This is a genomic window from Aminobacterium thunnarium (assembly GCF_055390565.1).
The window spans coordinates 1525338-1548432 of the sequence record NZ_AP042412.1 but is presented as its reverse complement, the minus strand read 5'-3'; the positions used below and the strand labels follow the sequence as shown (position 1 = coordinate 1548432).

Genomic DNA, 23095 nt, shown 5'->3' with positions numbered 1-23095 from the left:
ATGGTCTGTCTTCCCAGAGAACGAGCTGGAATTGAACTTGATGATGAGCGGCTTCTTTCCATAGGCCGTAATGTCTTAGAGCAAGAGGCGCTAGAACTGTCACGCAAAGCGAATGAATTGGGAATCGAGTTAGTGAAAGCGGCACGAACCATTCATTGCAGCAAAGGGCGTCTTGTCGTTATAGGTATGGGAAAGTCGGGGCTTATTGGCAGGAAAATTGCGGCAACTTTGGCTTCGTTGGGAACCCCGTCTTTTTTCCTTCACGCAGCAGAGGCTTCCCACGGAGATCTTGGAATGGTTTGTAGAGAAGATGTAGGCCTCTTTATAAGTAATAGTGGTAAGACTAAAGAGGTGGTCTCTCTGTTGCCCTTTTTCAGACGTTTGGGGGCCCCAGTGATATCGATAACGGGAGGAACATCATCTCCTCTTGCTAAAAACTCCGACATTGTATTGAACTCTGCTGTAAGTCGAGAAGCTGATCCGTTGAATCTTGCTCCTACAAGTAGTACTACTGTTCAACTTGCTATCGGTGATGCGATAGCGGGAATGGTAACTGAATTACGTGGTTTAGTGGAAGAAGATTTTGCCCTTTTCCATCCAGGTGGATCTTTGGGGCGGAGACTTTTGACCAAAGTGGAAGACGTTATGGGATCGGGACAAAAATTACCTATAGTAAAACAAAATGTTACGGTAAGCGATGCCTTATTCGAAATGACAAGCAAGGGGTACGGGGCAACGGTAATAGTCGATGCTCAGGAACATCTAGTTGGCATATTTACGGATGGAGATCTCCGTCGTCTTATAGAACGTTGTGGTGTTGAATGTTTAGAATCAGATGTTTCAAGCGCTATGACTCAAAATCCAGTAACCATAGAACCAGGGCGTCTTGCAGCTGAAGCTGTTCGCATTATGGAAGAGCGGGAGATTTCAGTAATTGTTATTGTTCGGGATAAAAAACCGCTGGGAATAATTCATCTTCATGAACTACTAAAAGCGGGGGTGGCCTGATCTGAAATACGCAACATACCGGCATCTCGTTTCGGCTGCTTATATGCTGGCCTATCCATGGCTGGCTCATAAATATAAAATGGGGCTTGATGAACGTAAAGCTTTCTATAGTGACGAGAAAAAAGAAATTTTAAGTCATAATCCCCTTTGGGTTCATGCTGTATCGGTAGGCGAAGTGCAGTCAGCTTGGCCTCTTCTTGGTGCTGTGAAAAATGATTCGAAAGATATTCCCGTTGTCTTATCAACTACAACATCTACGGGGAGGGAAATGGCTTTTAAGCTAGCTCCCGGGCTCTTTGAAACACATATCTACTATCCTTGGGATATTCCATGGATTGTTTCTCGTGCCCTTGATATTATGCAACCGCGTGCCTATGCCGTAATAGAGACAGAAATCTGGCCGAATTTGCTCAAAGAGCTTGCGAAGCGTAAGATCCCAGCCTTTCTTGTTAACGGACGTTTTTCTGAGACAACATCATCAAAGGGGAAAAAGCAGTCTGCATTTTGGAGGGACATTTTTTCTTGTTTTACCCGACTAATGGTTCGTGCTCAAAGTGATGCCGATTATTTGCTTTCATTAGGAATAGATATAAAGAAAATTATTGTTACGGGAGATTGCAAAGTTGATGCATTGGCTTTGCGTCAAAAAGCCATCGATCTCTCGTGGGCTAGAAAAATTATAGGAGAAAAAAAGCCCATATTTTTAGCGGGCAGTACTCATACGGGCGAAGACGAAATAATACTTGAAGCTTTTTCTTTGGTGAAGGCCCGTGTTCCTGAAGCACGACTTATTATTGTGCCACGCCACCCTGAACGGGCAGAAGCAATAAGTCAGTTAGCCCAAAATGTTGCGTCTGTAGAGCGCTTGTCTTCTTTAGAAAAAGAGTGGAGTATCTTAATTGTTGATAAAATAGGAGTCCTTTTTGACCTTTATGGAATTTGCGATAGTGCTTTTATAGGGGGCAGTCTCGTTCCGAAGGGCGGGCAGAATCTTATGGAAGCTGCGATATTCGGTGTCCCTATTTGTCATGGTCCAGATATGGAAGATTTCCCGGAAGCTGCTGGGGCTCTTGGTGAGAAGAAGGTCGCAATTACAGTACATAATGCAAAAGAGATAGCGGAGTGGTGGATAAAAAGTCTTTCCCCTTCCCTTCGAGACGATGTACGGCGAGGAGCTAGACAGTATTTTGAGGGAGTGGGGGGAGCTGCACAAATATCATGGAGAGAAATACGCGAGGTGATGAGATAATGGAAGTTAATGAAAAGCTGCTGAATCAATTTTATGAGAAGTTAGATGAAAGATCGAAAACGGCTTTAGATGAAGCCGTTGAGACTATGGTGGGAGTGAAGAAAAAAGGCGGCAAAATAGTCGTTGCTACCGGAAGTGGCCCCAATATACATGAAGGAGTTACGACTCTCATCGCTGAATTAATGGATAAAGGAATTATTGATGGAGTTACAACAAGCTCTGCTGTTATTGGTCACGAAATGGCTGGCGCTCTTGATAAAGTGAAAATGTGTAATGCATCGGAGTTAGGGTTCGACGAGAAATATATGCCCCGAGGGAATGTTTTTGAGTTTACCCAGCTTACCCCTTATGAAATAGACGTTCTTCGCCAGGAAATGGTTCTTGATGAGCTTCTTCTGAGACGTGGCGAAGAGGTTGATGGTCATATTGTTTTAAAAGCGGCTGGTAATATGGCTTACCCTATGGGATTAAGAAACGAGTCTTTGGCAGCTGAAATTTTGACGGTGTGCAAGGCATACGGCCTTCCCTTCGAACTTGTTGCAGGATGGGGTGCTGATCGCCGGACAATGATTGGTATCGGTGCCGAAAAAGGATTGCCTGTACTTGTAAGCATTCCTCAGATGATAGGAAGTGGCCATATCGGAATGTCTATCGGAGATAGCATTTCTATTTTTGAAAGATCTAAACGGATAGCTAGTATGCTTGAAAGCGCTGATATTATTATAGAATCGGCAGTAGCATTGACTCAGGAAATTCACGACGGTCCTTTTGAATGCTATACAGGTCACGGCATTTGGTCGTGGTGGAAAGGTCTTCACACATACAGTTTGCGCGATAAGAAGCTTATTCGCATAGATCTTGATGAAAACCTCAGAAAAGCTCAGGATCTGCAAAAGCAGAGCGCCATGATTCAGGAAGCCATCGATAAAGGATTGCCGAAGACCAAAATTTCTAAAATACCTTTCCGCATGGAGATGTCTGCCTTTGCCAGACATGAAGGAAGTATTCCTATAATTGGAGATATTGGTCAGGTCTGGCCTCTTATGGCTTGGCGAGTTGCGAATGAACTCAATATAAATCTTGATTTTATGAGTTATTCCCAAGAAACAGAAGATGGTAAGGCAATGAGAGAATGGATTGTCAAGGAAATAAAATTCCTTGACCGAGAAAAATTACTTCAAAAAGCGAAGGAGTATCGTATTTAGCTATGAATATACTTGGCGTAATTCCTGCACGTTATGGATCAACTCGACTTCCGGGGAAACCTCTTGCTGATATTTGCGGCAAACCACTTATACAGCATGTCTATGAAAAAGCACAGTGCTCTTCCTTTTTAGGAGCTGTTATTGTGGCAACAGACGATGAAAGGATTATAGAAGCAGTGCAAGCCTTTAACGGAAACGCAGTTCTTACGTCAAAAGAGCATCCCAATGGTACATGCAGAGTGGCGGAAGTTGCTGAAAACATGAATGTGGATTACGTCATTAACATTCAGGGTGATGAGCCTCTTCTCGATCCTCGTATGATCGATGAAGTGGCCCTAGCCCTTACTGAAAACGAAGATATAGTTTCAGCGACTCTTTGTGCGCCTCTTTGTGATGAGGCTGATTTAAGTAACCCTAACGTTGTTAAAGTCGTAAGGGATTGTCGTGGTTTTGCGCTTTATTTCAGCCGTTCACCAATCCCTTATTTTAGGGTGAAGACATCTCTTCCCGTATACGAACATATAGGGATATACGGATACCGTAAAGACTTTTTGATGAAGTATGTGAAATTAGAAGCTACGCCTCTCTCTACGGCAGAATCTTTAGAGCAGTTGAAAATACTTGAGCACGGGTATTCGATGAAAGTGGTTGAGACTGCTGTATCCCATCGCGGACCAAGTGTAGATACTCTTGAAGATCTTAATGCCGTGCGTCGTATTTTAGGCTGATCGGAATCATTAAGGAGAACAAACATGCATCGACAACCTGCCCTTGTTATTATTTTGAGTGATGGAATACGAGGTCATCTTTTTCAGAGTAGAGGAATAGCTGGCTGGCTCCATAAAGAAATAGGCGCGGTCATTACAGAATATGAAGTACCTAAAGTTTTAGGGGTACGTAAGTTTCGTTTTCTCAAAATAGGAGGACGTGCCCTACCGTCGATGAGCAAAGAAAAAATTAGAAATTGGCTTGAAGAGGCTGGAGCTGTTTCTTTATTGCAACAGTGCCAGTCTCTTTTCGATCAATATAATGTAAAACCTTGCGATACCCTTTTTATTTCAGCTGGAAGCGGGACTGCGGCATTTAATCTCGCATTATCGAAATATTTGGGTGCAAAAAGTTGTACCTTAATGACTCCTTCTTTTATAGGTTCGGAACCTTTTGATTTTGGAGTTGTTCCACTGCATGATCATCCGAAGAAGGCCAATAATGTTTTGCCAACTTTAGGCGCGCCTAATTCCATTTTCCCTGAGAAGTTACAGCAAGCTGCCGAAGAACTGGCCTTGCTTTATCCCTTTCAATCTGAGAATAGATGGGCGCTTCTTATTGGTGGAGATGACGCAAATTATTCTATTAGCAGCCAATGGATACGTGAAAACGTTGTTCCTATCATTCATGCGGCACATGGAGCATGTGCTGACCTTTATATAACAACTTCCAGACGAACGAACTCTGAAGCGGAAGAAGAGCTACTCCGTATTACAAGTAATGAAGCTCATGTTAGAATGCTGTTGTTGGCATCAAAAGATTCCATGAACCCTGTTCCTGGAATGATGAAGCTTTGTAATCGTGTCTTTTGTACAGAAGACTCTGTCTCTATGGCTTCAGAGGCTGTAACAGCAGGACATCGTGTTATATTAATGCGGGTTGAGCATAGAAAGGGAATAAGGGGAATGTTGCAACACATGAGCAAGCCCTTTTATTTGTGGGGAATTCCACGTTTTAACACACTTTTTGATGCTTTCAAAGAGAAAAGCTGTCTTGTGGAATATTCGCAGCAAGTTTTAGAAGAACAAAACGACTATAAAGGAACGACAGAATTTAATGAAGCACGGCGTGCAGCGTTGTGGATAATCAAGAGGTGGAAAGAATGAAAATCATTCAGCTTCTTCCTGAATTTTCTGAGGGGGGAGTTGAACGTCATGTTCTTGCGCTTTCAAATGAATTATCTAAAATGGGGCATACGGTGCTGGTTGTTTCTGGAGGAGGTAAGCTCCAGAAAAATCTAAAAAATGTTGAACATTGGGCTCTTCCTGTCTATCAAAAAAATCCGGCAACGGGTCTATATGCGGCAATAAAGATCGCGAACAGGGCGAAACAAGAAAAGTGGGATGTTATTCACGCACATTCTAGAGTTCCAGCGTGGATAGCGTGGTGGGCAAGTTGTTTCTCCGGGGTCCCTTTTGTTGTTACTGCCCATTCTACGTATTCTAAAAATATGGGAATAGCAGTTTTTAAGAAAGCAGCAGGAGCCATATGTATAAGTCGTTGGGTATATGAATATCTTGACGAGTATTTACCTGCTAAGCGAGTTGTTATCTTAAATGGGCTGCCTCCCTTGAAAATCTCATGGAAGGGTGAACTTTCATCTTGTCCTTTCATCTTTTTATTTGTAGGTCGGTTAACCAAACTTAAAGGACTGCATATTGTCTTGGAAGCCTTGAAAGACTGTTCTTTTAGAGAGAAAAATAACTGGCGTCTAGATATTGTGGGAGATGGACCCTTTAAGCAAGAACTTGAGATTAAGTGTGCTGATTATAATCTTTCGGACAAAGTCTTTTTCCACGGTTTTCAGGATAATCCAGACCAATGGATGTCAGAATGTTCATGTTTTCTGTTCCCTTCATTGTCTGAAGGGATGGGCCTTACGTTGATGAGGGCTATTCAAATGAAAGTTCCGGTTTTGGCCTCCGATTTACCTCCCGTGAAAGAACTCTCTTTCTCTTCCGAATGTTTGATTACTCCGGGAAGTGTAAGTGAGTGGAAAGATGCTTTAGAAGAAATAATTTTGACCAGAGAAACAAAGCAGTTTTTCATGCATGAATTGCCATTTCATAAAGATATGGCGCGAGATACAGCGAATTTTTATGAAGAAATTCTTACTTAATTTCTCCAGGAGGGATATTTATGAGGGTGTTGCACTACGTAAATGAAGGGACGTTGTCGTGGAGCCGCCCTTGGATTCAATTAATCCAGAGTCTACAAAATAAAAATGTAGATAATGTTGTTGCTTGTCCTTTGGAAGGACAATTGTCATCCTTATTTACTGAAGCAGGGATTACTGTTTTTACATACAAACCCCGTATCTCTTGGGCTCCCTTTCTCTGCAAAGGTTTTGAAGAATGTCTAAAAAAGATACAGCCAGATATTATTCATACACGACTTTTTTCTGCAGCAGTTATAGGAGGATATTGGGGGAAAAAATATAATATTCCTGTTGTTGCCACAATAGATTCAAGGCCTAAAAAGAAGTATTTTCGTTATATAGATAAAACTATTGCGGTCTCTTCTTATATTAAACAACAAGCGATAGCAAGCGGGATGCAGAAAGAACACATTGATGTTATTCCTAATGCAGTAGAGGTGAAGTATTATGAAAAACCAGCTACTTTTGACTCTGGAATAGTTAGAGATCGTTATGGAATAAGAAAAGAAGACGCTATTATCATTGCTGCAGGGCGTTTTGTTGGTTGGAAGGGTTTTGATGTTCTCATTGAAGCCTTTAAGAAAATTAGCAGTGAAGATAGTAGAAATGTATGGTTATTATTGGCTGGTTGTGGTGAGGAAGAAGATAAATTAAAATTATTGGCCAATAACCATCCACGTATTATTTTTTTAGGTTTTGTTAATAATATTCGTCCCTTTTTGTGGGCTTCCAACCTTTATGTTTTGCCCTCGCGACTACCGGAACCCTTTGGTCTCTCTTTGTTAGAAGCTATGGCATCAGGGTTGTTATGTGTTGCTACAAGTAACGGGGGACCGAATGATATTATCAATCATGATTATGATGGTTGGCTTGTCCCTCCCGATGATTGTGAAAATCTTGCCAACACCTTGAATCAAGTTTTGCTTTCTTCTGAAGTTCGAAAAAAAGAGGTAGAAAAGCGTGCTATTCAAAAAGCGGCTACTTTTGATGTGGAACAAATTTCTTTGTTGTGTATTGATTATTATCAGTCTTTATTAATGGGAGAGAAATATGCGCATTGAGGTATCTCGTGTTTCACGAGTATTAGTTATTGGACTTTCCTGCATAGGGGACATGCTCTTTGCTACGGCGGCTCTTAGAAACTTGCGTCATTTTTTACCTGATGCCAGTTTCACTTTATGGGCCCCACCTCGTATTATAGGAATGTTTGAAGAAGATCCTATGTGGAATAGTGTAGAATTGTATGATCGTAGAAAAGATTTTTCTGGTTTCAATGGTCGTTTAAAGGCCGTACAAAAAATGAGAGGCGGTAAATTTGACCTTGTTGTCGATTTGAGAGCAACGCTCATGCCTTTAGTTAGCGGAGCTCTGTACTCTCCTCTGTTTGCAGTAAACGAATTTTTCTTCCCCAAGAAAATTCATGAGGTGGAGAAATGGCTTTATTTTTTTTCATCTTTGGGTGTTCCGTTGTTATATCGTAATATGCGACTCCATATCTCTTCTTTTCAAAAAAATAATGTTACGACATTTTTGAAAGAAAAATTGAAAGGGAATCCTTTTTTTGTCCTTAATCCAGGGGCCGATTCCGCTAAAAGATGGCCATGGGGACATTATGCTAATCTGGGGGAAAAACTTGTCGAACGTTACAATGCCTATATTGGTGTAATAGGTTATAGCGATCAAGAACAAAAAATAGCTGCTTCTGTGCTTGACGCTGTTGGCGAAAAGGGGATAGATTTATCAAAAAAGCTGGCATTAAGCACTTTGGGGGCGTGGCTTTCATGTGCTAATTTGGTTGTTTCAAATGATACAGGACCGCTCCATATGGCTGCTGCTCTTTCAGTTCCTGTGGTTGGCATCTATGGGCCATCTCTACCACAGATAAATGGTCCGTGGGGGACAATCCATCGAGTTGTTATTCCGCCTGTTTCATGTGCTCCTTGTATCCAAGGGAAAAAATGTAAGCAAGGCGTAGGAAGTTGCCTTTCTAGATTACCTGTTGATACTGTAATGAACGCATGCGATGATGTCTTGTCAGAGAGCCAGCGGGATTCAGAAAAATGAGAGAATTAAACTTAGCGGGGCGAATGCTTGTTATAGCTTATAGCTCTTTTGGTGATGTTATCTCTAAATTTGGTGCAGTCAGAGAGTTAAAAAGGAAAAATCCGCATCTCTATATTACATGGCTTGTTTGTTCCCCCTACAGGGAGCTAGTAGCATCTCAACCTTTCGTAGACGAAATTATTGTTTGGGATCGTTCCCAAGGAAATATTGGCTTTGCTAAGTTGTTACTAGAGATAAGGAGATGTAAGTTCGATATTGTTTTGGATTTACAGCGTTCTGACAGAGCTTTGGTCATGACCCTTTTCTCAAGAGCTTCTCAAAGGATAGGTTGGCACGCCTGGTTCCCATATGTTCATAATTTTTTTGTTCAAGATGCCCTTGCCTTTTTGGGGATAGATACAAACGTTCTTGAAAAACCAAGAATCTTTGTGCCAGAAGAAGCAAAAAAACGGGTTAAATTGCTTTTGAGTTCTCCTGATCTCCCCTTAATCTTGTGTATTATTGGGGCAAGTAAACCTGAAAAATGCTGGCCAGTGGCGAACTGGATTGAATTTTTGAATCTACTTACTGACTTAAATGTTATTCCCTTTCTTATAGGCCATGGAGAATTAGAAGAAGACTGGGGACAGACAATATGTTCATCCACAACAAACAAACGTGTTAAAAATTTAATAGGAAAATTATCATTTTTAGAAATGGGCGCTGCGTGCTCTGTTGCTGCTGTCGCTTTAGGTGGAGATACTGGTCCTTTGCATTTAGCAGAAGCTATAGGAACTTCTACTATAGGTCTCTTCGGTCCCACTGATCCTTGGGATGCGGGATATAAAGATATAGTCTTTATTACAGTTAATTGTCCTCATCTGGGATGCCAGAATTGGGATTGCACATCTCCTTGTATGAAAACATTAAACCCCCTAGAGATTTTTGATGTTGCGCGCGAGATTATTCACAAAAGAGCTTAAAACAAAGGAGCGTTGTCATGGTTGCAGATCGCATGATTGAGTATGGCTTTTTATGGTCTTTATTTTGGTCTCCATGGGGGCCTGTTCCGCGATATTTTGGCTGGTTAGTTGCATTGGTTGGCTTTGCAATAAAAATTGTGCGAAAAGAGCCGATTCCTCCTGTGTTTGAAAAAACAGTATCTTATGTATGTATAGGATTATTGTTATGGGGAGGGGTTGGAACGTGGATTGCGAAACATGACCTTAACGCATGGGGGCGAGGATTCTCTATGCTTGTGGAGTTTCTTTTCGCTTGTTGGCTCGCTGCTTATGTTTTGAAAAAAGAAAAAAACATAACACGTTGGGTACGCATTTGGTACGCAACGATTATTCTTACTCTAGCTTATTCTTTTTATGAAATACTCCAATCCCCGTTAGGCGAAGGTCTTTTCTCAAATATTAATTCTCTTGGAATTTATATTTGCATCATTTTCCCCTTTGCACTTTTATATCCCGGAAGTAATAATTTCGCAAAAATGATGCCAATAAAACGAGTTGGTTATGTTCTCGTTGCCCTTTTAGTGTTTTTAAGCTTAGTTATGAGTTTTACCACCGCAGCATGGGGATCATGCAGTATTGCCTTATTATTACTCCTCTATTTTGATCGGCGTGTCAGGAAAGTAACGGGGCTTTTCTTCTTAATGTTTATACTTATTGCTTCCGTTGGCTATATTTCAGGAAATTCAACTTTTCATCAAGTCTCAAATCGTTTTCTTCGGGAAATTAAGCAAATAACAAGTTTTAATGATATGAGTATGTTAACAACAAAAAGGTCGGATATTTGGAAAGTTTCCTACTATATGATAAAAGAAAAACCCCTTTCTGGTTGGGGGTGGGGAAAATTTCATGAAGAATTTGATGCGATACGAAGAAAATGTGTTCCCCAAAATCGAATAAAAATTGCTGATGCACATAATATGTACTTCAATCTTGCCATATATGGTGGAATTCCAACACTTTTAGGAGTACTGTTTTTATTTCTAACGGCCTTAAAAAATATGTTTTATAGGTTTAGACAGTCTGGCGATAAGTGGCGTTGGCTTTTTCTTGTCTGTTGGGTTACCATAATATTAATCCTTATATACAGTATTGCAGGTGATGTCTTTTCTTTCAGATATAAGGCAGCTGTTTTATTTTGGTCTGTGCTTGGCTTTGGCTTGCAACGCAGGGATCGTATATTTAGGGCTTAAGCCCTATTCCCATAAAATGAATTTCACGATAGCATAGTCAGCGAAATTACTGAGTCCTTTGACAATTTGACTTGGTTCATCACAGTGCTTCGTTCATCCGTGAGTATCTCAGAAGGCAGGAAAGGAGGTGCCGACGACCCCCGGCCATAAAGAGGGAGCGGATGTTGAAGGCGGAGAAAACACATTTTAGATAAAAGACAAAAGAAGGAAACGAGGAAACTTCTATCAATGTCTTTCTCGAAAGTGTGTAATCCCGCAAAAATACAAAAAGACAACCAAGGGGGTTGCACTAATATGAAAAAAATGCTTGCACTTGTAGCAGTAGTAGCATTGGTTGCATTTGCCGCACCGGCATTTGCCGCTAATCCTTTCATGGATGTACCTATGAATCACTGGGCCTATGATGCAGTAGGTCAGCTTGCCGCTCGTGGCGTAGTTTCCGGTTATCCTGATGGTTCCTACAAAGGAAACCAGCCCATGACCCGTTATGAAATGGCTTCTCTCGTAGCCCGTGCACTGGCTGTTGTTGATATGAACAAAGCCAGCAAACAGGATGTTGAGATGCTTAAGAAACTCGTTGTTGAGTTTAAAGACGAACTTGACGCTCTTGGCGTAAAGGTTGACAAACTTGACAGCAGAGTAGCTGTTCTTGAAGAGAACCTTGGCGGCTGGAAATTCTGGGGCGAGTTCCGTTTTGATGCGAAGTTTGCCGACAAAAAAGGCGGCCTTTACACGAATAATGGAGATACCGATTTTAATTTGAATCGTTACCGTATCTGGATGAGCAAAAAAGTTGACGATAAAGTGAAATTCACTGCTCGTCTTGGCAAGAGCGTTGATTGGGCTAACCAGCGTTCAGATATGCGTTGGGAGTATTACTGGATTGATGTTGCCTTCCCATGGGATATTGCCATGAAAGCCGGTCTTTGGAGCATGGATTGGCAGGATGATGATGGCCTTTACACCGATAATGATGCATGGTTCACTGATAGAGCTCATAAAGGTTTCTATTTTGCTAAACCTTTCAGCATGGGTGAGTTTGCGGTTTATGCTTCCCGTATGGACAGTGTAAAAGAGGAAGACGATTCTTCTGTCGTTCCCAGCGTATTCTACAACACAGATGAGCTTGCTGAGTATGGTGCTCGTGTAAAATTCAACTTTAACGAGAACTTCTGGATGTCTGGAAACTATATTCTCGCTAAACTTGAAGAAGGCGACGCTGCTGTAACCGATGGAGATGATGCTTCTGTATGGTGGGCAGCTCTTGGCGTAAACTTCAACGATAACTGGGCAGTTCGAGGTGCTTACTATAAAGAAGACCTTGGCAAAAATGTTGTTGGTGAAGAAAAACCCGCAGCATGGCAGGCTATCGTTGACGTAAAGCAGGAAGCTCTTGGCTTTACTTCTGTTTGGGTTGAGTATACAGACTTTGACGATAATTTCGAAGCTTTCACCGCTGGTCCTTGGGATAATTATGGCACCGTAACTGATACAAATCTTGGCGCTTACAACAATATCCTTTTCGTTAAGTTGAACCAGAAGTGGAACGATAAGTGGAGCACATTCCAGCGCTATTTGAGCGGTGACGCTCGTGACACCGGTGTTGCCGTTGATGACACCACCAACTGGACATTCGGTGTGAAGTATTACTACACACCAGCTCTTTCTTTCGAGCTTCTCTATGATAAAATTGAAAATAGCATGACAGACGCTGGTGTTGACGATAACGTAATCAGACTTCGTACTCACGTGGTATTCTAAGTCTAGTTAAAACAGGTATTGATTAGTAAAAAGGGGAACCCAATTTGGGTTCCCCTTTTTTCATATCTTATTGCAGTGTATAATAACCCTCAGTTTGCTACATAACTTGAGGAGGGACTATCCGTGAAATTGAGACAATTCCTTTTAACAGTTTTATGTTCGATATTTATCCTTGGGATAACTTCCCCTGGCTTTGCCAATGAAAAAATTCTGAGTCGTTGGGCAAAAACGAATCATTATGAAAATGATATCGGGAGTGAGATGTGGGTAACAGCTACGTATTATGCTTCAGAATACGTAGATGCTTTGGTTCAGAGCGAAGCCGAAAAAAATTTATGGACAGCTGATGAAACAGAGCAATATAAGTATCAGTTGTTGAAGACTTTAAATTTAAATGCATATATCCCTATTTTCGTTGCCATTGATAACAGAGGACCGGCGATGCATATGGCTCCTTTTAGTGACCATATAACATTGTGGGTGGGCAAGAAAAAATTACAGCCAGTTGATTATGATAAAAGATTCAACTTCAAGCTTCAGGGTAAGCGCGATGGATTTATTTATTTCCCGAGATATGATGAAAAGGGAAAGCCTGTACTCCAGGGTGTTAAGTCGATACGCCTTGCTATTAATGGAAATGTCAGTCCTATAACTATGGGGAAAACTATAGATTATATTTGGGATGTAGTTGATGATAATCCTGAAAAACTCTACACAGGTAAGGCAGCTGCTCGATTAGAGCTTGATCGGCTTATTAAGCGACTTGAGAAGCTGAATGATCAGAAGAAAGAGCTTGAGGGAAAATTAGCTGAAGTAGAAAGTGAGTTGCAACAGGTACAAAAGCGAGTGGAAGAGTTGCAACGACAGTAGTTTTTATGTGACAATACAAGGACGGCTTTGCCGTCCTTTTTTTATTTTTTGCGTATTTTTTAGAGGAGGAAGAGAAGACGTGAAAAGGGTTGCAGTGCTTACCAGCGGAGGAGACGCTCCTGGAATGAACGCGGCTATTCGGGCAGTGGTGCGAACAGCCATTTATCATCGTCTTGAGGCTATTGGTGTAATGCGAGGTTTTGAGGGGCTCATTGATGGCGAATTTGCTCCTCTGAACAGGTCTTCTGTGGGAGGAATTATCCATAGAGGTGGAACTATTCTTAAAACGGCTCGTAGTGAACGTTTTAAAACGGAGGATGGCCTCAATAGGGCGCTCTACCAACTTAAGAATTCGGGAATTAATGGTCTTGTTGTTATCGGAGGCGATGGATCTTTTCGCGGCGCACAAAATCTTCATTTGAAAGGTTTTCCCGTAATAGGTGTACCGGGAACCATTGATAATGATGTTGCTGGAACGGATGAAACAATAGGTTTCGATACAGCTGTCAATACGGCCCTTGAAGCTGTGAAGAAGCTTCGTGATACAGCGAGTAGTCACGATCGGCTCTTTATTGTGGAAGTTATGGGGCGTGAAGCGGGCTTTATCGCTCTTGAAGTTGCTGTTGCTAGCGGTGCCGAATATGTCGTTGTGCCAGAACTTACATTTAGCCTTGGTCGCCTTTGCGATAAACTTCACGATACGCGGTCTCGCGGTAAAACGCATTCCCTTATTATTGTTGCAGAAGGGGCTATGTCTGCGGCGGATCTTAAAAATAAACTTCAGGATACGGCTGGGTATGATGCGCGAATAACTGTTTTGGGATATATTCAGCGGGGTGGGAGTCCAACTTCCTTTGATGCGATTCTTGCTTCTCGTATGGGCTCCTTTGCAGTTGAATCTTTACTTGAAGGGCATAAAGGAATGATGATAGGTACGGTGGCTCATCAAATGACTCTGTCGCCTCTATCCGCTTCATGGCAAACTAGAAAAATACTGAGTCCAGAGAAATTGGAACTTGTTGAAAAGTTGAGTATATAACGATGATCGAAATTAAAGAACTTTGTTCTCTTGTTGCCTCAGACAGGGCAGCAAGACGAGTCTCCCTCCTTTGTGCGCCAGAACTTTGGAGTCGGGCTCTTGATCTTTTAGTGGCTTCTTCTTCCCTTGCTATTGTTACGGGCTTCTATGTTCCCTCAGCTGACGCCCCTGAGACAGATGGTCCTTCAGGGGCTGTCGTTTTAGGACGCGCTCTTGCACGTTCTAAACGTAATGTCACTCTTTTTACTGATCCGTTATGTTACTCTGTGGTGAAGGCTGCGAGTCAGGCTATCAATGGGCCAGACATAGTAGCAGTGTCGACATCTGAAGAAATATTGACATCAGATTTCTTTGATGCTTTCGTGTATATTGAACGATTAGGTAAAAATTCTTCAGGTTGTTATCATAATATGCGGGGCAAGGATATTTCACAGTGGACTGCACCTTTAGATGATGCTGTTACGCATGCTTTAAAAAATAAAGTATCAGTACTTGCAGTGGGAGATGGAGGTAACGAGGCCGGAATGGGAGCTTTCTTCCCTGAACTTTCACGATTGTTGCCTGAATTTAAAGATTCCCTATCAATTGTTTCAGCAGATGTAACATTGCCAGTTGATGTGTCGAGTTGGGGAGGATACGCCCTGGCAGCATTACTTTCTCTTTATGAATCTCAATGGCTAGGTCAAACTTCCGAAGAAGAAGAAAAGCTTCTAGCCGCACTTTATGAGGCGGGGGCTGTTGACGGTGTAACAAAAAAGAGGGAGCTTTCCATAGATAGCTTCCCTCTTGATGTGCATATTCGGATTGTTGAGTCATTGTATAACTGGTGGAGAAAGTCTATGAATTTGAAAGAAGAAAGGGCTTCAGGCGTTTTTCAATAAGAGGAGCAAGAAGTAATGCAAGAAGTGCCCCTATTCCTGTTTGTGTAATGTCAGTTGCAAATTCTACCGGTGCTGCCTGAACTCCATAGAGTAATGTAGCCATACTCGTATAGCCGATAATCATAACAATAGCTCCTACTGTTATGGCTAGTATTTTGTTTTTTTCGCGTAATTTACCAGTTATAAAACCTTCAGTGCCTTTAATTATGAGAGTGAAGGGGGCCCATAAAGGGTAACCTAGAATGAGATCAGCGAGAGATGCTCCGATACCTCCGCATAAGGCACCATATCGTGGCCCGAAAATAAGAGCAATAGTGTAGATCACTCCTTCTCCCATGTTAAAATAGAGGCGAAATCCAGGCATGGGAATACTTATAAGAGTAGCAACTGTAACTATTGAGGCCATAACAGCTCCGAGAGCGACGCGAAATGCCTGAGTGTTTTTTTTCATCATACGATCAGCTCCGTCCTAGTGGGAATGTATAGATATAGTACTATGATTCTAAGTCTGGTTTTAGAGCCAGTTTGACAATGATTGCAGCATTTCTGGACCTGAATAAATCTTTTTTATTTTAAAAGCTTGTCATATTCGAGGGGCGATGGGTATAATGTCTAGGAACGGGAGAGTATTCCTCCTTTTAGTGGTTTCATGTATTGTGCTTCTTCTTGGTTTTTCCTGTTGGGCAGTAAAACACAATCGACGGGCAACAGATTCTTCCTTCCAGCTTGAAAACATAGTGCTTTGCGACGAAGTAGACGAAAAACTGCGACCTCTTCATACAGGGACTCAGTTTATGGCGGGGGTTCGCCAGTTGTGTTTATGTTTTGACTATAGCCTTGATAGCAAAAGAAGCGATATTCGAATTAAGTGGTATTATGGAGATCATTTGATCTATTCTGAAGTTCTTCTGCTTTCTCCAGGTAAGGGATCGAAAGTGTTTTGCCTTTTACGGGAAGATGGTTCTCCGTTACCCATAGGCATGTATGATGTGCAAGTTTGTTATGAAGGAACCGTGTATTCCAACCTGAATTTCGAAATTTCCAATTCAATAAAAGGTGAATAGCTCTAATTTAAAAAGTAAAGAAGGGATGTATGTGCAGTTTTTCCTTGATACAGCCAACCTTGATGAGTTAAGACAGGCTGCAGCGTGGGGAGTTATTTCAGGAGTGACAACAAATCCTTCTCTTATAGCGAGAGAGGGGAACGTAGAGTTTCAAGAGTTAATTAAAACCATTACAGGTATTATAAATGGTCCAGTGAGTGCCGAGGTTATTGCGATTGATACAGATGGAATGATTAATGAAGGTCGTCAGCTCGCCTCTATTTCCCCGAATATAGTAGTAAAAATCCCTATGACACAAGAGGGGATGGGGGCGGTAAGAGTTCTTTCCCATGATAATATTCCTACAAATGTAACTCTTGTCTTCTCTCCTCAACAAGCGCTTTTAGCTGCTGCCGCCGGAGCGAGTTACGTGAGTCCTTTTGTGGGCCGTCTTGATGATATTGGCGAAGATGGTAGCGGTCTTGTGCAAGATATAGCTGATTTATTCCATATTCATTGTATAGAAACAAAGATAATAGCGGCCAGCGTCCGTCATCCTGCCCATGTTTCTGAGGTAGCGATGGCTGGTGCACATATTGCAACGGTGCCTTTTAAAGTGATGAAACAGATGTTTTATCATCCCTTGACTGAAAAAGGCCTGCAGCAATTTATTTCAGATTGGGAGGGGTATCGTAAAAGCCATGACAGATAATCAGAATTCGGAAAATAACATGATAGATAAACCCATTAATACAGAAAATGAAGTACCCGAGGTCAATGAGACCGAAGAAGAGGCAGAGGTTGAGGTGGCTGAGGTGAAATCTGTACCTAGACCACGATATAATTACGCGAAACTCTCATCTCAGCTCATAACAGAACTTAGAAAAATTGCAAAAGATATTGGTGTAACCGGATTTTCCTCTCTCCGTAAAGATGACCTCATCATTGCTATTCTTACTACGCAAGCTGAGCAACTTAATTACCGTTTTGGTGGAGGAACCCTTGAAATATTGAATGAAGGGTATGGTTTTTTAAGGCCTAAAGGACTCTTGCCAAGCGATCATGACATCTATGTTTCAGCTTCTCAGATTCGTCGTTTCGGTTTGCGTAATGGAGATGTTGTTTGGGGAATGGTAAGACCTCCCAAGGAACAGGAGCATTATGAGGCCCTCTTACGGGTGGAAATGGTAAATTTTGCAGACCCTGAAGCAGCACGCAGACGTCCTCATTTTGGCGCATTGACACCAATATTCCCCGATTCAAGATTAACGTTAGAAACAGACCCCAAAGAAATATCAACTCGATTGATAGATCTTTTTGCCCCTGTGGGAAAAGGGCAACGTGCTCTTTTAGTTTCTCCCCCGAAAGCAGGCAAAACAACGGTATTAAAGAAAATTGCGAATGCCGTAACAGTTAATCACCCTGACATAATACTTATGGTTTTGCTGATAGACGAACGCCCAGAAGAGGTTACAGATATGGCTCGTTCAGTAGATGGTGAAATCATAGCGTCTACATTTGATCGTCCTGCCGAAGAACATTTACGAGTAGCAAATCTTACTTTAGAAAAGGCGAAGAGACTCGTTGAAACGGGGAAAGATGTCGTATTGCTTCTCGATTCCATTACTAGACTCGCACGTGCTTCCAACCTTGTTGTTCCGCCATCTGGTCGTACCTTGTCAGGCGGTATGGATCCAGCAGCACTTTATTTCCCTAAGCGATTTTTCGGAGCTGCGCGTAATATAGAAGAAGGCGGAAGTCTCACTATTATTGGTACGGCCTTAGTTGATACAGGCAGTCGTATGGATGACGTAATATATGAAGAGTTTAAAGGAACAGGAAATATGGAACTTCATCTTTCAAGAAAACTTTCCGAACAGCGTATATTCCCAGCTGTGGATATTACAAAGTCTGGAACACGAAGAGAAGAATTGCTTATGCCTGAGGAAGACTTGAGCCGTATCTGGTTATTACGACGAAGAATGGTTAATGTTGATGAAGCTGGAGCTCTATCTTTAATTATAGATAAATTGAAGAAATCGCCAACGAATAAAGATTTCCTGTTGACCATTAAGATGGCGTAGTATAGAGTAGTGGGAGTGTTTAAGGAGGGACGAGTATGAAGGATTCTCCAGCCCAAGGTACCCATTCTAAATCAGGCCGTATGGGCTTTATGATAGTAATGCTTCTTATGTTCAGTACGGCTATCTTTCTTACTGTTTGTGCAAGTAATCGTTCCGCAGGAGTGGCCTGGGGAAATCTTCAAGGTAGTGATGATTCAGAAGAAGGGCGAGTTCCAGCTGGTTTTGTTGTTATTGATATGTCTGGAGCAGTTGCAAATGAAACGGATGTAAATAGCGAAACTTTAGGAATAGGTCCCCTTCCTGAGGGAGAAGCTCTTTCTAGCGCAGAGGATTCTGTCCTTATGGCAGAAGGAGAGAGTTCCGATGCTACTGATGACGTTGATCCCAATGTAGATTATGTATCTGCGAAAGCTGCTGAAAATGCAGAAAGTAGTGGCGGTGATGTCGTTCTTTCCGAAGTGAAGACGGAGTGGGAAGAATATACTGTAAAAACAGGGGAAACACTTATTGACATTGCCTCTCGTTATAACGTAACTGCAGAGGATATTGCTCGTGCTAACGAATTAAAAAACCCTAATCGTTTAATGGAAAACCAAAAACTCCTCATTCCTCATTCTGTAGATAAAGTAGAGGTGGTTTTGGAGGAAGTAAAAGCACGAAAGGCAAAGCTAGCAGAAAAAAGAAATAGAGTAAAGCCTCTTGAAATAAAAAAATATACTGTTGTTAACGGCGATAGTTTGTGGTCTATTTCTAACACATTTAACCTTGAAATAGACACACTTTTTGGAAGTAATGATTTAAGAGACCCCAATGTTTTGAAACCGGGAAAAGAGTTGCGAATTCCTAACCAAGATGGAATTTTCTACACGGTAAAAAAGGGAGATACATTGGCTACTATCGTTAAAAAATTCCAAATCTCCATGGAAAAGACCAAAGAAATAAATGAATCTCGAGTAGATCTAAGTGTTTTAAAAGTAGGAGAAGAACTATTCCTTCCTGAAGCTCGCCCAGAGGTTTCAGTATTGAATGCTTCTGGTAGGGGCTCTTCATCTGGAAGTTCTTCGTATTCGAGGTCTTTTAGGTGGCCTGTTGTAGGGCGTATTAACAGTCCTTTTGGCTGGCGTCGTCATCCAATTACTCGACGTAAAAGTTTCCATACGGGTATTGATATAAAGGCTTCTCGTGGTTATCGTATTCGCGCTGCAAAAGATGGCAGAGTCGTGTATTCTGGTTGGATGGGTGGATACGGGCGAGTTGTTGTTTTAAGCCATGGAGGAAGTTATTCTACTTTATATGCTCACTGTTCCAAGTTGGCTGTAAGAAAAGGACAGCGAGTTAATCAGGGACAAGTTATTGCTTATGTTGGTGCTACCGGTCGTGCAACTGGACCTCATCTTCATTTTGAAGTGCGTAAAAATAACAGTCCTATTAATCCCTTAAAGGTGCTTCGATAGGCTTCGGGCCCCATGACAAGGGAACTTCGATTGGTTAAACTGGACCAGGGATTTGTAGCGGCCCTGGTCCATCTTTTTTGATATTTTATTTCCTAGGTGGAGGATTAATCCATGACAAAGTTTATTTTTGTAACAGGCGGCGTGGTTTCTTCTCTTGGAAAGGGTATCACTGCCGCATCCTTAGGTGTGTTGTTGAAGAAACGGGGATTTAGAGTCTCTATTATTAAACTTGACCCATACTTGAATGTCGATGCTGGCACAATGAATCCTTTTCAACATGGAGAGGTTTTTGTAACAGACGATGGAGCGGAAACGGATCTTGATCTTGGACATTACGAGCGTTTCATTGATGAATCTCTTTCAGCGAACAACAATGTAACGACAGGAAAAATTTACTCTGCAGTCATATCTAAAGAACGACATGGTTGTTACCTTGGCGGGACTGTGCAAGTTATCCCCCATATTACCAATGAGATTCAGGAGTGCATCCTCAGGGCTGCAGATGATAATGATATTGTTATCGCAGAGATAGGTGGAACAGTTGGGGATATAGAGGGGCAGCCCTTCCTTGAAGCTATTCGCCAGATGGCGACTCGAGTAGGGCGTGAAAATGTGCTTTACTGTCATGTCACTCTTGTCCCATACTTGGAAGCTGCGCGGGAACTCAAAACAAAGCCAACCCAGCATAGCGTTCAGGAGTTGAGGCGAATCGGTATTCTTCCCGATATAATTGTATGCCGTTCACATTATCCTATATGTGACGAGATGAAAGAAAAGATCGCGCTCTTCTGCAATGTACCTGAAGAGGCAGTTATTGAGGCTCTTGATGAACCAACGATCTATAAAGTGCCATTAAGTCTTCATGCGCAAAAATTTGATAGGTTGGTTATGAAACTGCTTTCCGTCACAAGCCCGTTAGAGCCTGAACTGGACGATTGGGAACATGTAGTAAAAAGTTTCTGTCATCCTGATGGTGAAGTTGAAGTCGCCATGGTTGGTAAGTATATTAATCACAAAGATGCATATCTTAGCGTTGTTGAAGCGCTAAACCATGCAGGTGTTCAAAATGACGTTCGAGTGAGAATTCGATCTGTTGAAGCGGAAGAGATTGAGGAGCACGGTGCAGAAAAAGTTTTATCAGGAGTTCATGGTGTTCTTGTACCTGGTGGATTTGGAGCAAGGGGTATAGAGGGTAAAATAGAGGCAGCGCGTTATGCCCGTGAAAAAAGGATTCCTTATTTAGGCCTTTGTCTCGGTATGCAGGTTGCAGTTATTGATTTTGCTCGGCACGTATGTGATCTTAAGGGCGCTAATAGTGCTGAAATAGATGAAGCAGCAGAACATCCGGTGATACATCTTATGGATGAGCAACGCGATATTGACGATTTAGGCGGAACAATGCGCCTTGGCGCTTATCCGTGCACTCTCATGGAAGGAACGCATTCTTCCGCTGCTTATGGTGATCAAGTTGTTAATGAACGGCATCGTCATCGTTACGAATTTAATAACGCATATCGCGAAACTATGGAAAATGCGGGCCTTAAAATTGCAGGTATTTATAAAGAGAAAAATCTTGTTGAAATTGTAGAAATTCCAGAGCATCCGTGGTTTGTAGGGGTTCAGTTCCACCCTGAGTTCCGTTCGCGACCTGTTAAACCCCATCCTCTCTTTGTAGGGTTTATACGTGCGGCGGTGGATCTTTCTGAAGAGTAGAAAAACGGCTACTGATAGTTAAAGGAGGGACCCATAGAATGAAGAAAATGCTGAAATTGTTCGTGACAGTAATGATTTTAACAGCCCTGTGTTTAGGTGTTTCAAATACTGCTTTGTTTGCTCAGAGTGACGAAGGAACGTCGACTTTTCAAACATTGAACCATGTAGAGGATATACTATACGGTAGAATTAAGACTGGTGGTTTAATAGAGCGGCTAAGTAATATTGAGAAAGATCTTTTTGGCCGGGAACTTCCTGGAAGTATTGCTGAACGACAGACGGCTATTCTAGACTTTTTGGAAAAGGGAACATCTGGGCAACCTTCCATGCTTTTTAAATTAGGAGTTGCTGAATGGGCGATTAATCAACGGGTAGATGCGTATAACCCTGTTAACCGACGTGTTGATGCGCTGGAAACGGTCCTTGAGGGGACAGCAAAACCTGACAAACCTATAGCCATGAGATTAGAACGTATATTAGGACTAATTCTTTCAGATGCGGTCCAGTGGCAAGATTCGGAGATTCCGGCAGGGCAGGTCTTTAAGGTGAAATTTAAAAATACTCTTTCCCCTTCAACCGCTAAAAAGGGTGATAGTGTGGATCTTGAACTTTCGGAAGATTTAGTTTCAGGAAATACTCTTTTGGCACCCGCTGGTTGTCGAGTTGTGGCTCATATCGATAGTGTGACGAAACCGCGTAGTTTTGGTCGTCCCGCAGAAGTTAATGTAGGAGTTGACCAATTGTTGCCTTTGGGGCCTGAAGTTATTCCGGTAACTATAGGAGAACAAGCTAAAAAAGCTTCAAAGGCTGAGTCTTCTCAAATTGCAGCTGCTGGTACAAGCTTTATTGGGGCTATCCTTTTCGGCCCGGTAGGTCTGGCTGGTGGCTTTTTGGTGAGGGGAGATGCGAAAGAGATACCGGCAGGAACTGAACTTTTCATAGAAACAGCACAGGCTGTTCGTATCTCAGCGTATCCAGTGCCGGCAGGATTGCAGGGGATGGTTCGTTCAAATGAAATATCTGGCGAACCTGAATCTGGTGGTGTAGCTCCTGTCGATGAGCCTAACACGACAGAAGCTACAAGTAACGAAACAGATAACACATTAACTCCTATAGATTAACCCGTGTGTAAGAGTGTTTTTGAGTAGTGAAGGAGTGAAGAATTTTATGAAATTCGTTAAGAAAAAAATAGCAGCTGTAGTTCTCGTTTTAGTTTTATCTTTGTCAGGCGTAGCCTATGCAGTAAATCTTGGAGACCTTATTGGTGTTGTAGGCGGCGGTTTTTTGGTCTCTCAGATAGCGGGCCCTCTTAATGATTTTATTAACAAAATTACCTTTAATAAAGGTGCCAAGGTTGAGGGGCATACGAAAGTTGTTCCTATTGTTTCTTTAGGTTCCGGAACGCGTATAGGTGCTGCTCAGGTTGCAGGGCCACGTGGTGAAGCTATAGAAAAAACAAAGGCAGTAGCGCAGCTTGAAGTTACGTTCAGAGATCGTCTGCGTGTCAAGATTTTGATACCAGTTGACTCGGAAAATCCAATAAAACAGTTTAGGCGAGTTCAAGGTGTGGGAGTTTCTGCCATAATTGACTTTAAACTGTAATAAAG

At 42.0% G+C, this 23095-nt stretch carries 22 protein-coding genes; 21 read left to right on the top strand and 1 reads right to left on the bottom strand.

Annotated elements, in window-relative coordinates; all coding sequences use genetic code 11:
• The 14 genes from ACZ5GY_RS07695 to ACZ5GY_RS07630 all read left to right on the top strand — a co-directional run bounded on the left by ACZ5GY_RS07695 (position 1) and on the right by ACZ5GY_RS07630 (position 15194).
• Positions 1-1008 (top strand): KpsF/GutQ family sugar-phosphate isomerase, encoded by a 1008-nt coding sequence (locus tag ACZ5GY_RS07695; protein WP_213690989.1) that lies wholly within the window; start codon positions 1-3, stop codon positions 1006-1008.
• Positions 1009-1051: 43 nt separating this feature from the next.
• Positions 1052-2257, top strand: a complete 1206-nt coding sequence (locus ACZ5GY_RS07690) for a 3-deoxy-D-manno-octulosonic acid transferase (RefSeq protein WP_464111725.1) — start codon at positions 1052-1054, stop codon at positions 2255-2257.
• Positions 2227-3462: a hypothetical protein gene (locus tag ACZ5GY_RS07685; protein ID WP_307879824.1), complete on the top strand. Its 1236-nt coding sequence runs from the start codon at positions 2227-2229 to the stop codon at positions 3460-3462. Before ACZ5GY_RS07690 ends, ACZ5GY_RS07685 begins: the two co-directional genes overlap by 31 nt.
• Positions 3463-3464: 2 nt before the next feature.
• The gene (gene kdsB, locus ACZ5GY_RS07680) at positions 3465-4190 is read left to right on the top strand and encodes a 3-deoxy-manno-octulosonate cytidylyltransferase (RefSeq protein WP_213699655.1); all 726 of its coding nucleotides are present in this window, start codon (positions 3465-3467) and stop codon (positions 4188-4190) included.
• A gap of 24 nt (positions 4191-4214) precedes the next feature.
• Positions 4215-5336 carry an ELM1/GtrOC1 family putative glycosyltransferase gene (locus ACZ5GY_RS07675; protein WP_464111724.1) on the top strand — a complete coding sequence of 374 codons (1122 nt, stop codon included), beginning with the start codon at positions 4215-4217 and terminating at the stop codon, positions 5334-5336.
• Positions 5333-6349: a glycosyltransferase family 4 protein gene (locus tag ACZ5GY_RS07670; RefSeq protein ID WP_213690985.1), complete on the top strand. Its 1017-nt coding sequence runs from the start codon at positions 5333-5335 to the stop codon at positions 6347-6349. Before ACZ5GY_RS07675 ends, ACZ5GY_RS07670 begins: the two co-directional genes overlap by 4 nt.
• Before the next feature lie 20 nt (positions 6350-6369).
• Positions 6370-7449 (top strand): glycosyltransferase family 4 protein, encoded by a 1080-nt coding sequence (locus ACZ5GY_RS07665; RefSeq protein ID WP_213690984.1) that lies wholly within the window; start codon positions 6370-6372, stop codon positions 7447-7449.
• Positions 7439-8452, top strand: a complete 1014-nt coding sequence (locus tag ACZ5GY_RS07660; RefSeq protein ID WP_464111723.1) for a glycosyltransferase family 9 protein — start codon at positions 7439-7441, stop codon at positions 8450-8452. Before ACZ5GY_RS07665 ends, ACZ5GY_RS07660 begins: the two co-directional genes overlap by 11 nt.
• Positions 8449-9414, top strand: a complete 966-nt coding sequence (locus ACZ5GY_RS07655) for a glycosyltransferase family 9 protein (RefSeq protein ID WP_307879827.1) — start codon at positions 8449-8451, stop codon at positions 9412-9414. Before ACZ5GY_RS07660 ends, ACZ5GY_RS07655 begins: the two co-directional genes overlap by 4 nt.
• 17 nt (positions 9415-9431) lie before the next feature.
• Positions 9432-10643: an O-antigen ligase family protein gene (locus ACZ5GY_RS07650; RefSeq protein ID WP_307879828.1), complete on the top strand. Its 1212-nt coding sequence runs from the start codon at positions 9432-9434 to the stop codon at positions 10641-10643.
• Between the two features lie 294 nt (positions 10644-10937).
• A complete protein-coding gene (locus ACZ5GY_RS07645) occupies positions 10938-12404 on the top strand; it encodes an S-layer homology domain-containing protein (protein ID WP_464111722.1) in 1467 nt (488 codons plus the stop codon).
• A 123-nt stretch (positions 12405-12527) separates the two neighbouring features.
• Entirely contained in the window at positions 12528-13274 is a 747-nt protein-coding gene (locus ACZ5GY_RS07640) for a hypothetical protein (RefSeq protein WP_464111721.1), read from the top strand.
• Between the two features lie 79 nt (positions 13275-13353).
• Positions 13354-14313, top strand: a complete 960-nt coding sequence (gene pfkA / locus ACZ5GY_RS07635; protein ID WP_464111720.1) for a 6-phosphofructokinase — start codon at positions 13354-13356, stop codon at positions 14311-14313.
• 2 nt (positions 14314-14315) lie between these two features.
• On the top strand, positions 14316-15194 hold the full coding sequence (locus ACZ5GY_RS07630; RefSeq protein WP_464111719.1) for a DUF4392 domain-containing protein: 879 nt from the start codon (positions 14316-14318) through the stop codon (positions 15192-15194).
• On the opposite strand, the gene ACZ5GY_RS07625 is transcribed toward ACZ5GY_RS07630, so the two are convergent.
• Positions 15151-15648, bottom strand: a complete 498-nt coding sequence (locus tag ACZ5GY_RS07625) for an ECF transporter S component (protein WP_307879832.1) — start codon at positions 15646-15648, stop codon at positions 15151-15153. The two genes, ACZ5GY_RS07630 and ACZ5GY_RS07625, sit on opposite strands and share 44 nt — an antisense overlap.
• A gap of 154 nt (positions 15649-15802) precedes the next feature.
• On the opposite strand from ACZ5GY_RS07625, the gene ACZ5GY_RS07620 reads away from it, so the two are divergent.
• The 7 genes from ACZ5GY_RS07620 to ACZ5GY_RS07590 all read left to right on the top strand — a co-directional run bounded on the left by ACZ5GY_RS07620 (position 15803) and on the right by ACZ5GY_RS07590 (position 23090).
• Positions 15803-16258 carry a hypothetical protein gene (locus ACZ5GY_RS07620; protein ID WP_213695407.1) on the top strand — a complete coding sequence of 152 codons (456 nt, stop codon included), beginning with the start codon at positions 15803-15805 and terminating at the stop codon, positions 16256-16258.
• A gap of 31 nt (positions 16259-16289) precedes the next feature.
• Entirely contained in the window at positions 16290-16949 is a 660-nt protein-coding gene (gene fsa / locus ACZ5GY_RS07615; protein ID WP_213695406.1) for a fructose-6-phosphate aldolase, read from the top strand.
• Positions 16939-18321 (top strand): transcription termination factor Rho, encoded by a 1383-nt coding sequence (rho, locus tag ACZ5GY_RS07610; RefSeq protein WP_374047594.1) that lies wholly within the window; start codon positions 16939-16941, stop codon positions 18319-18321. The genes fsa and rho overlap by 11 nt, the downstream gene beginning before the upstream one ends.
• A 35-nt stretch (positions 18322-18356) precedes the next feature.
• On the top strand, positions 18357-19775 hold the full coding sequence (locus ACZ5GY_RS07605; RefSeq protein WP_213699646.1) for a LysM peptidoglycan-binding domain-containing protein: 1419 nt from the start codon (positions 18357-18359) through the stop codon (positions 19773-19775).
• Between the two features lie 111 nt (positions 19776-19886).
• Positions 19887-21488, top strand: coding sequence for a CTP synthase (locus ACZ5GY_RS07600; protein ID WP_213691965.1), 1602 nt, complete (start codon positions 19887-19889; stop codon positions 21486-21488).
• 38 nt (positions 21489-21526) lie between these two features.
• Positions 21527-22609 carry a hypothetical protein gene (locus ACZ5GY_RS07595; protein WP_213695404.1) on the top strand — a complete coding sequence of 361 codons (1083 nt, stop codon included), beginning with the start codon at positions 21527-21529 and terminating at the stop codon, positions 22607-22609.
• A gap of 46 nt (positions 22610-22655) precedes the next feature.
• Positions 22656-23090, top strand: coding sequence for a hypothetical protein (locus tag ACZ5GY_RS07590; protein ID WP_213691963.1), 435 nt, complete (start codon positions 22656-22658; stop codon positions 23088-23090).
• Positions 23091-23095 lie beyond the last annotated feature (5 nt).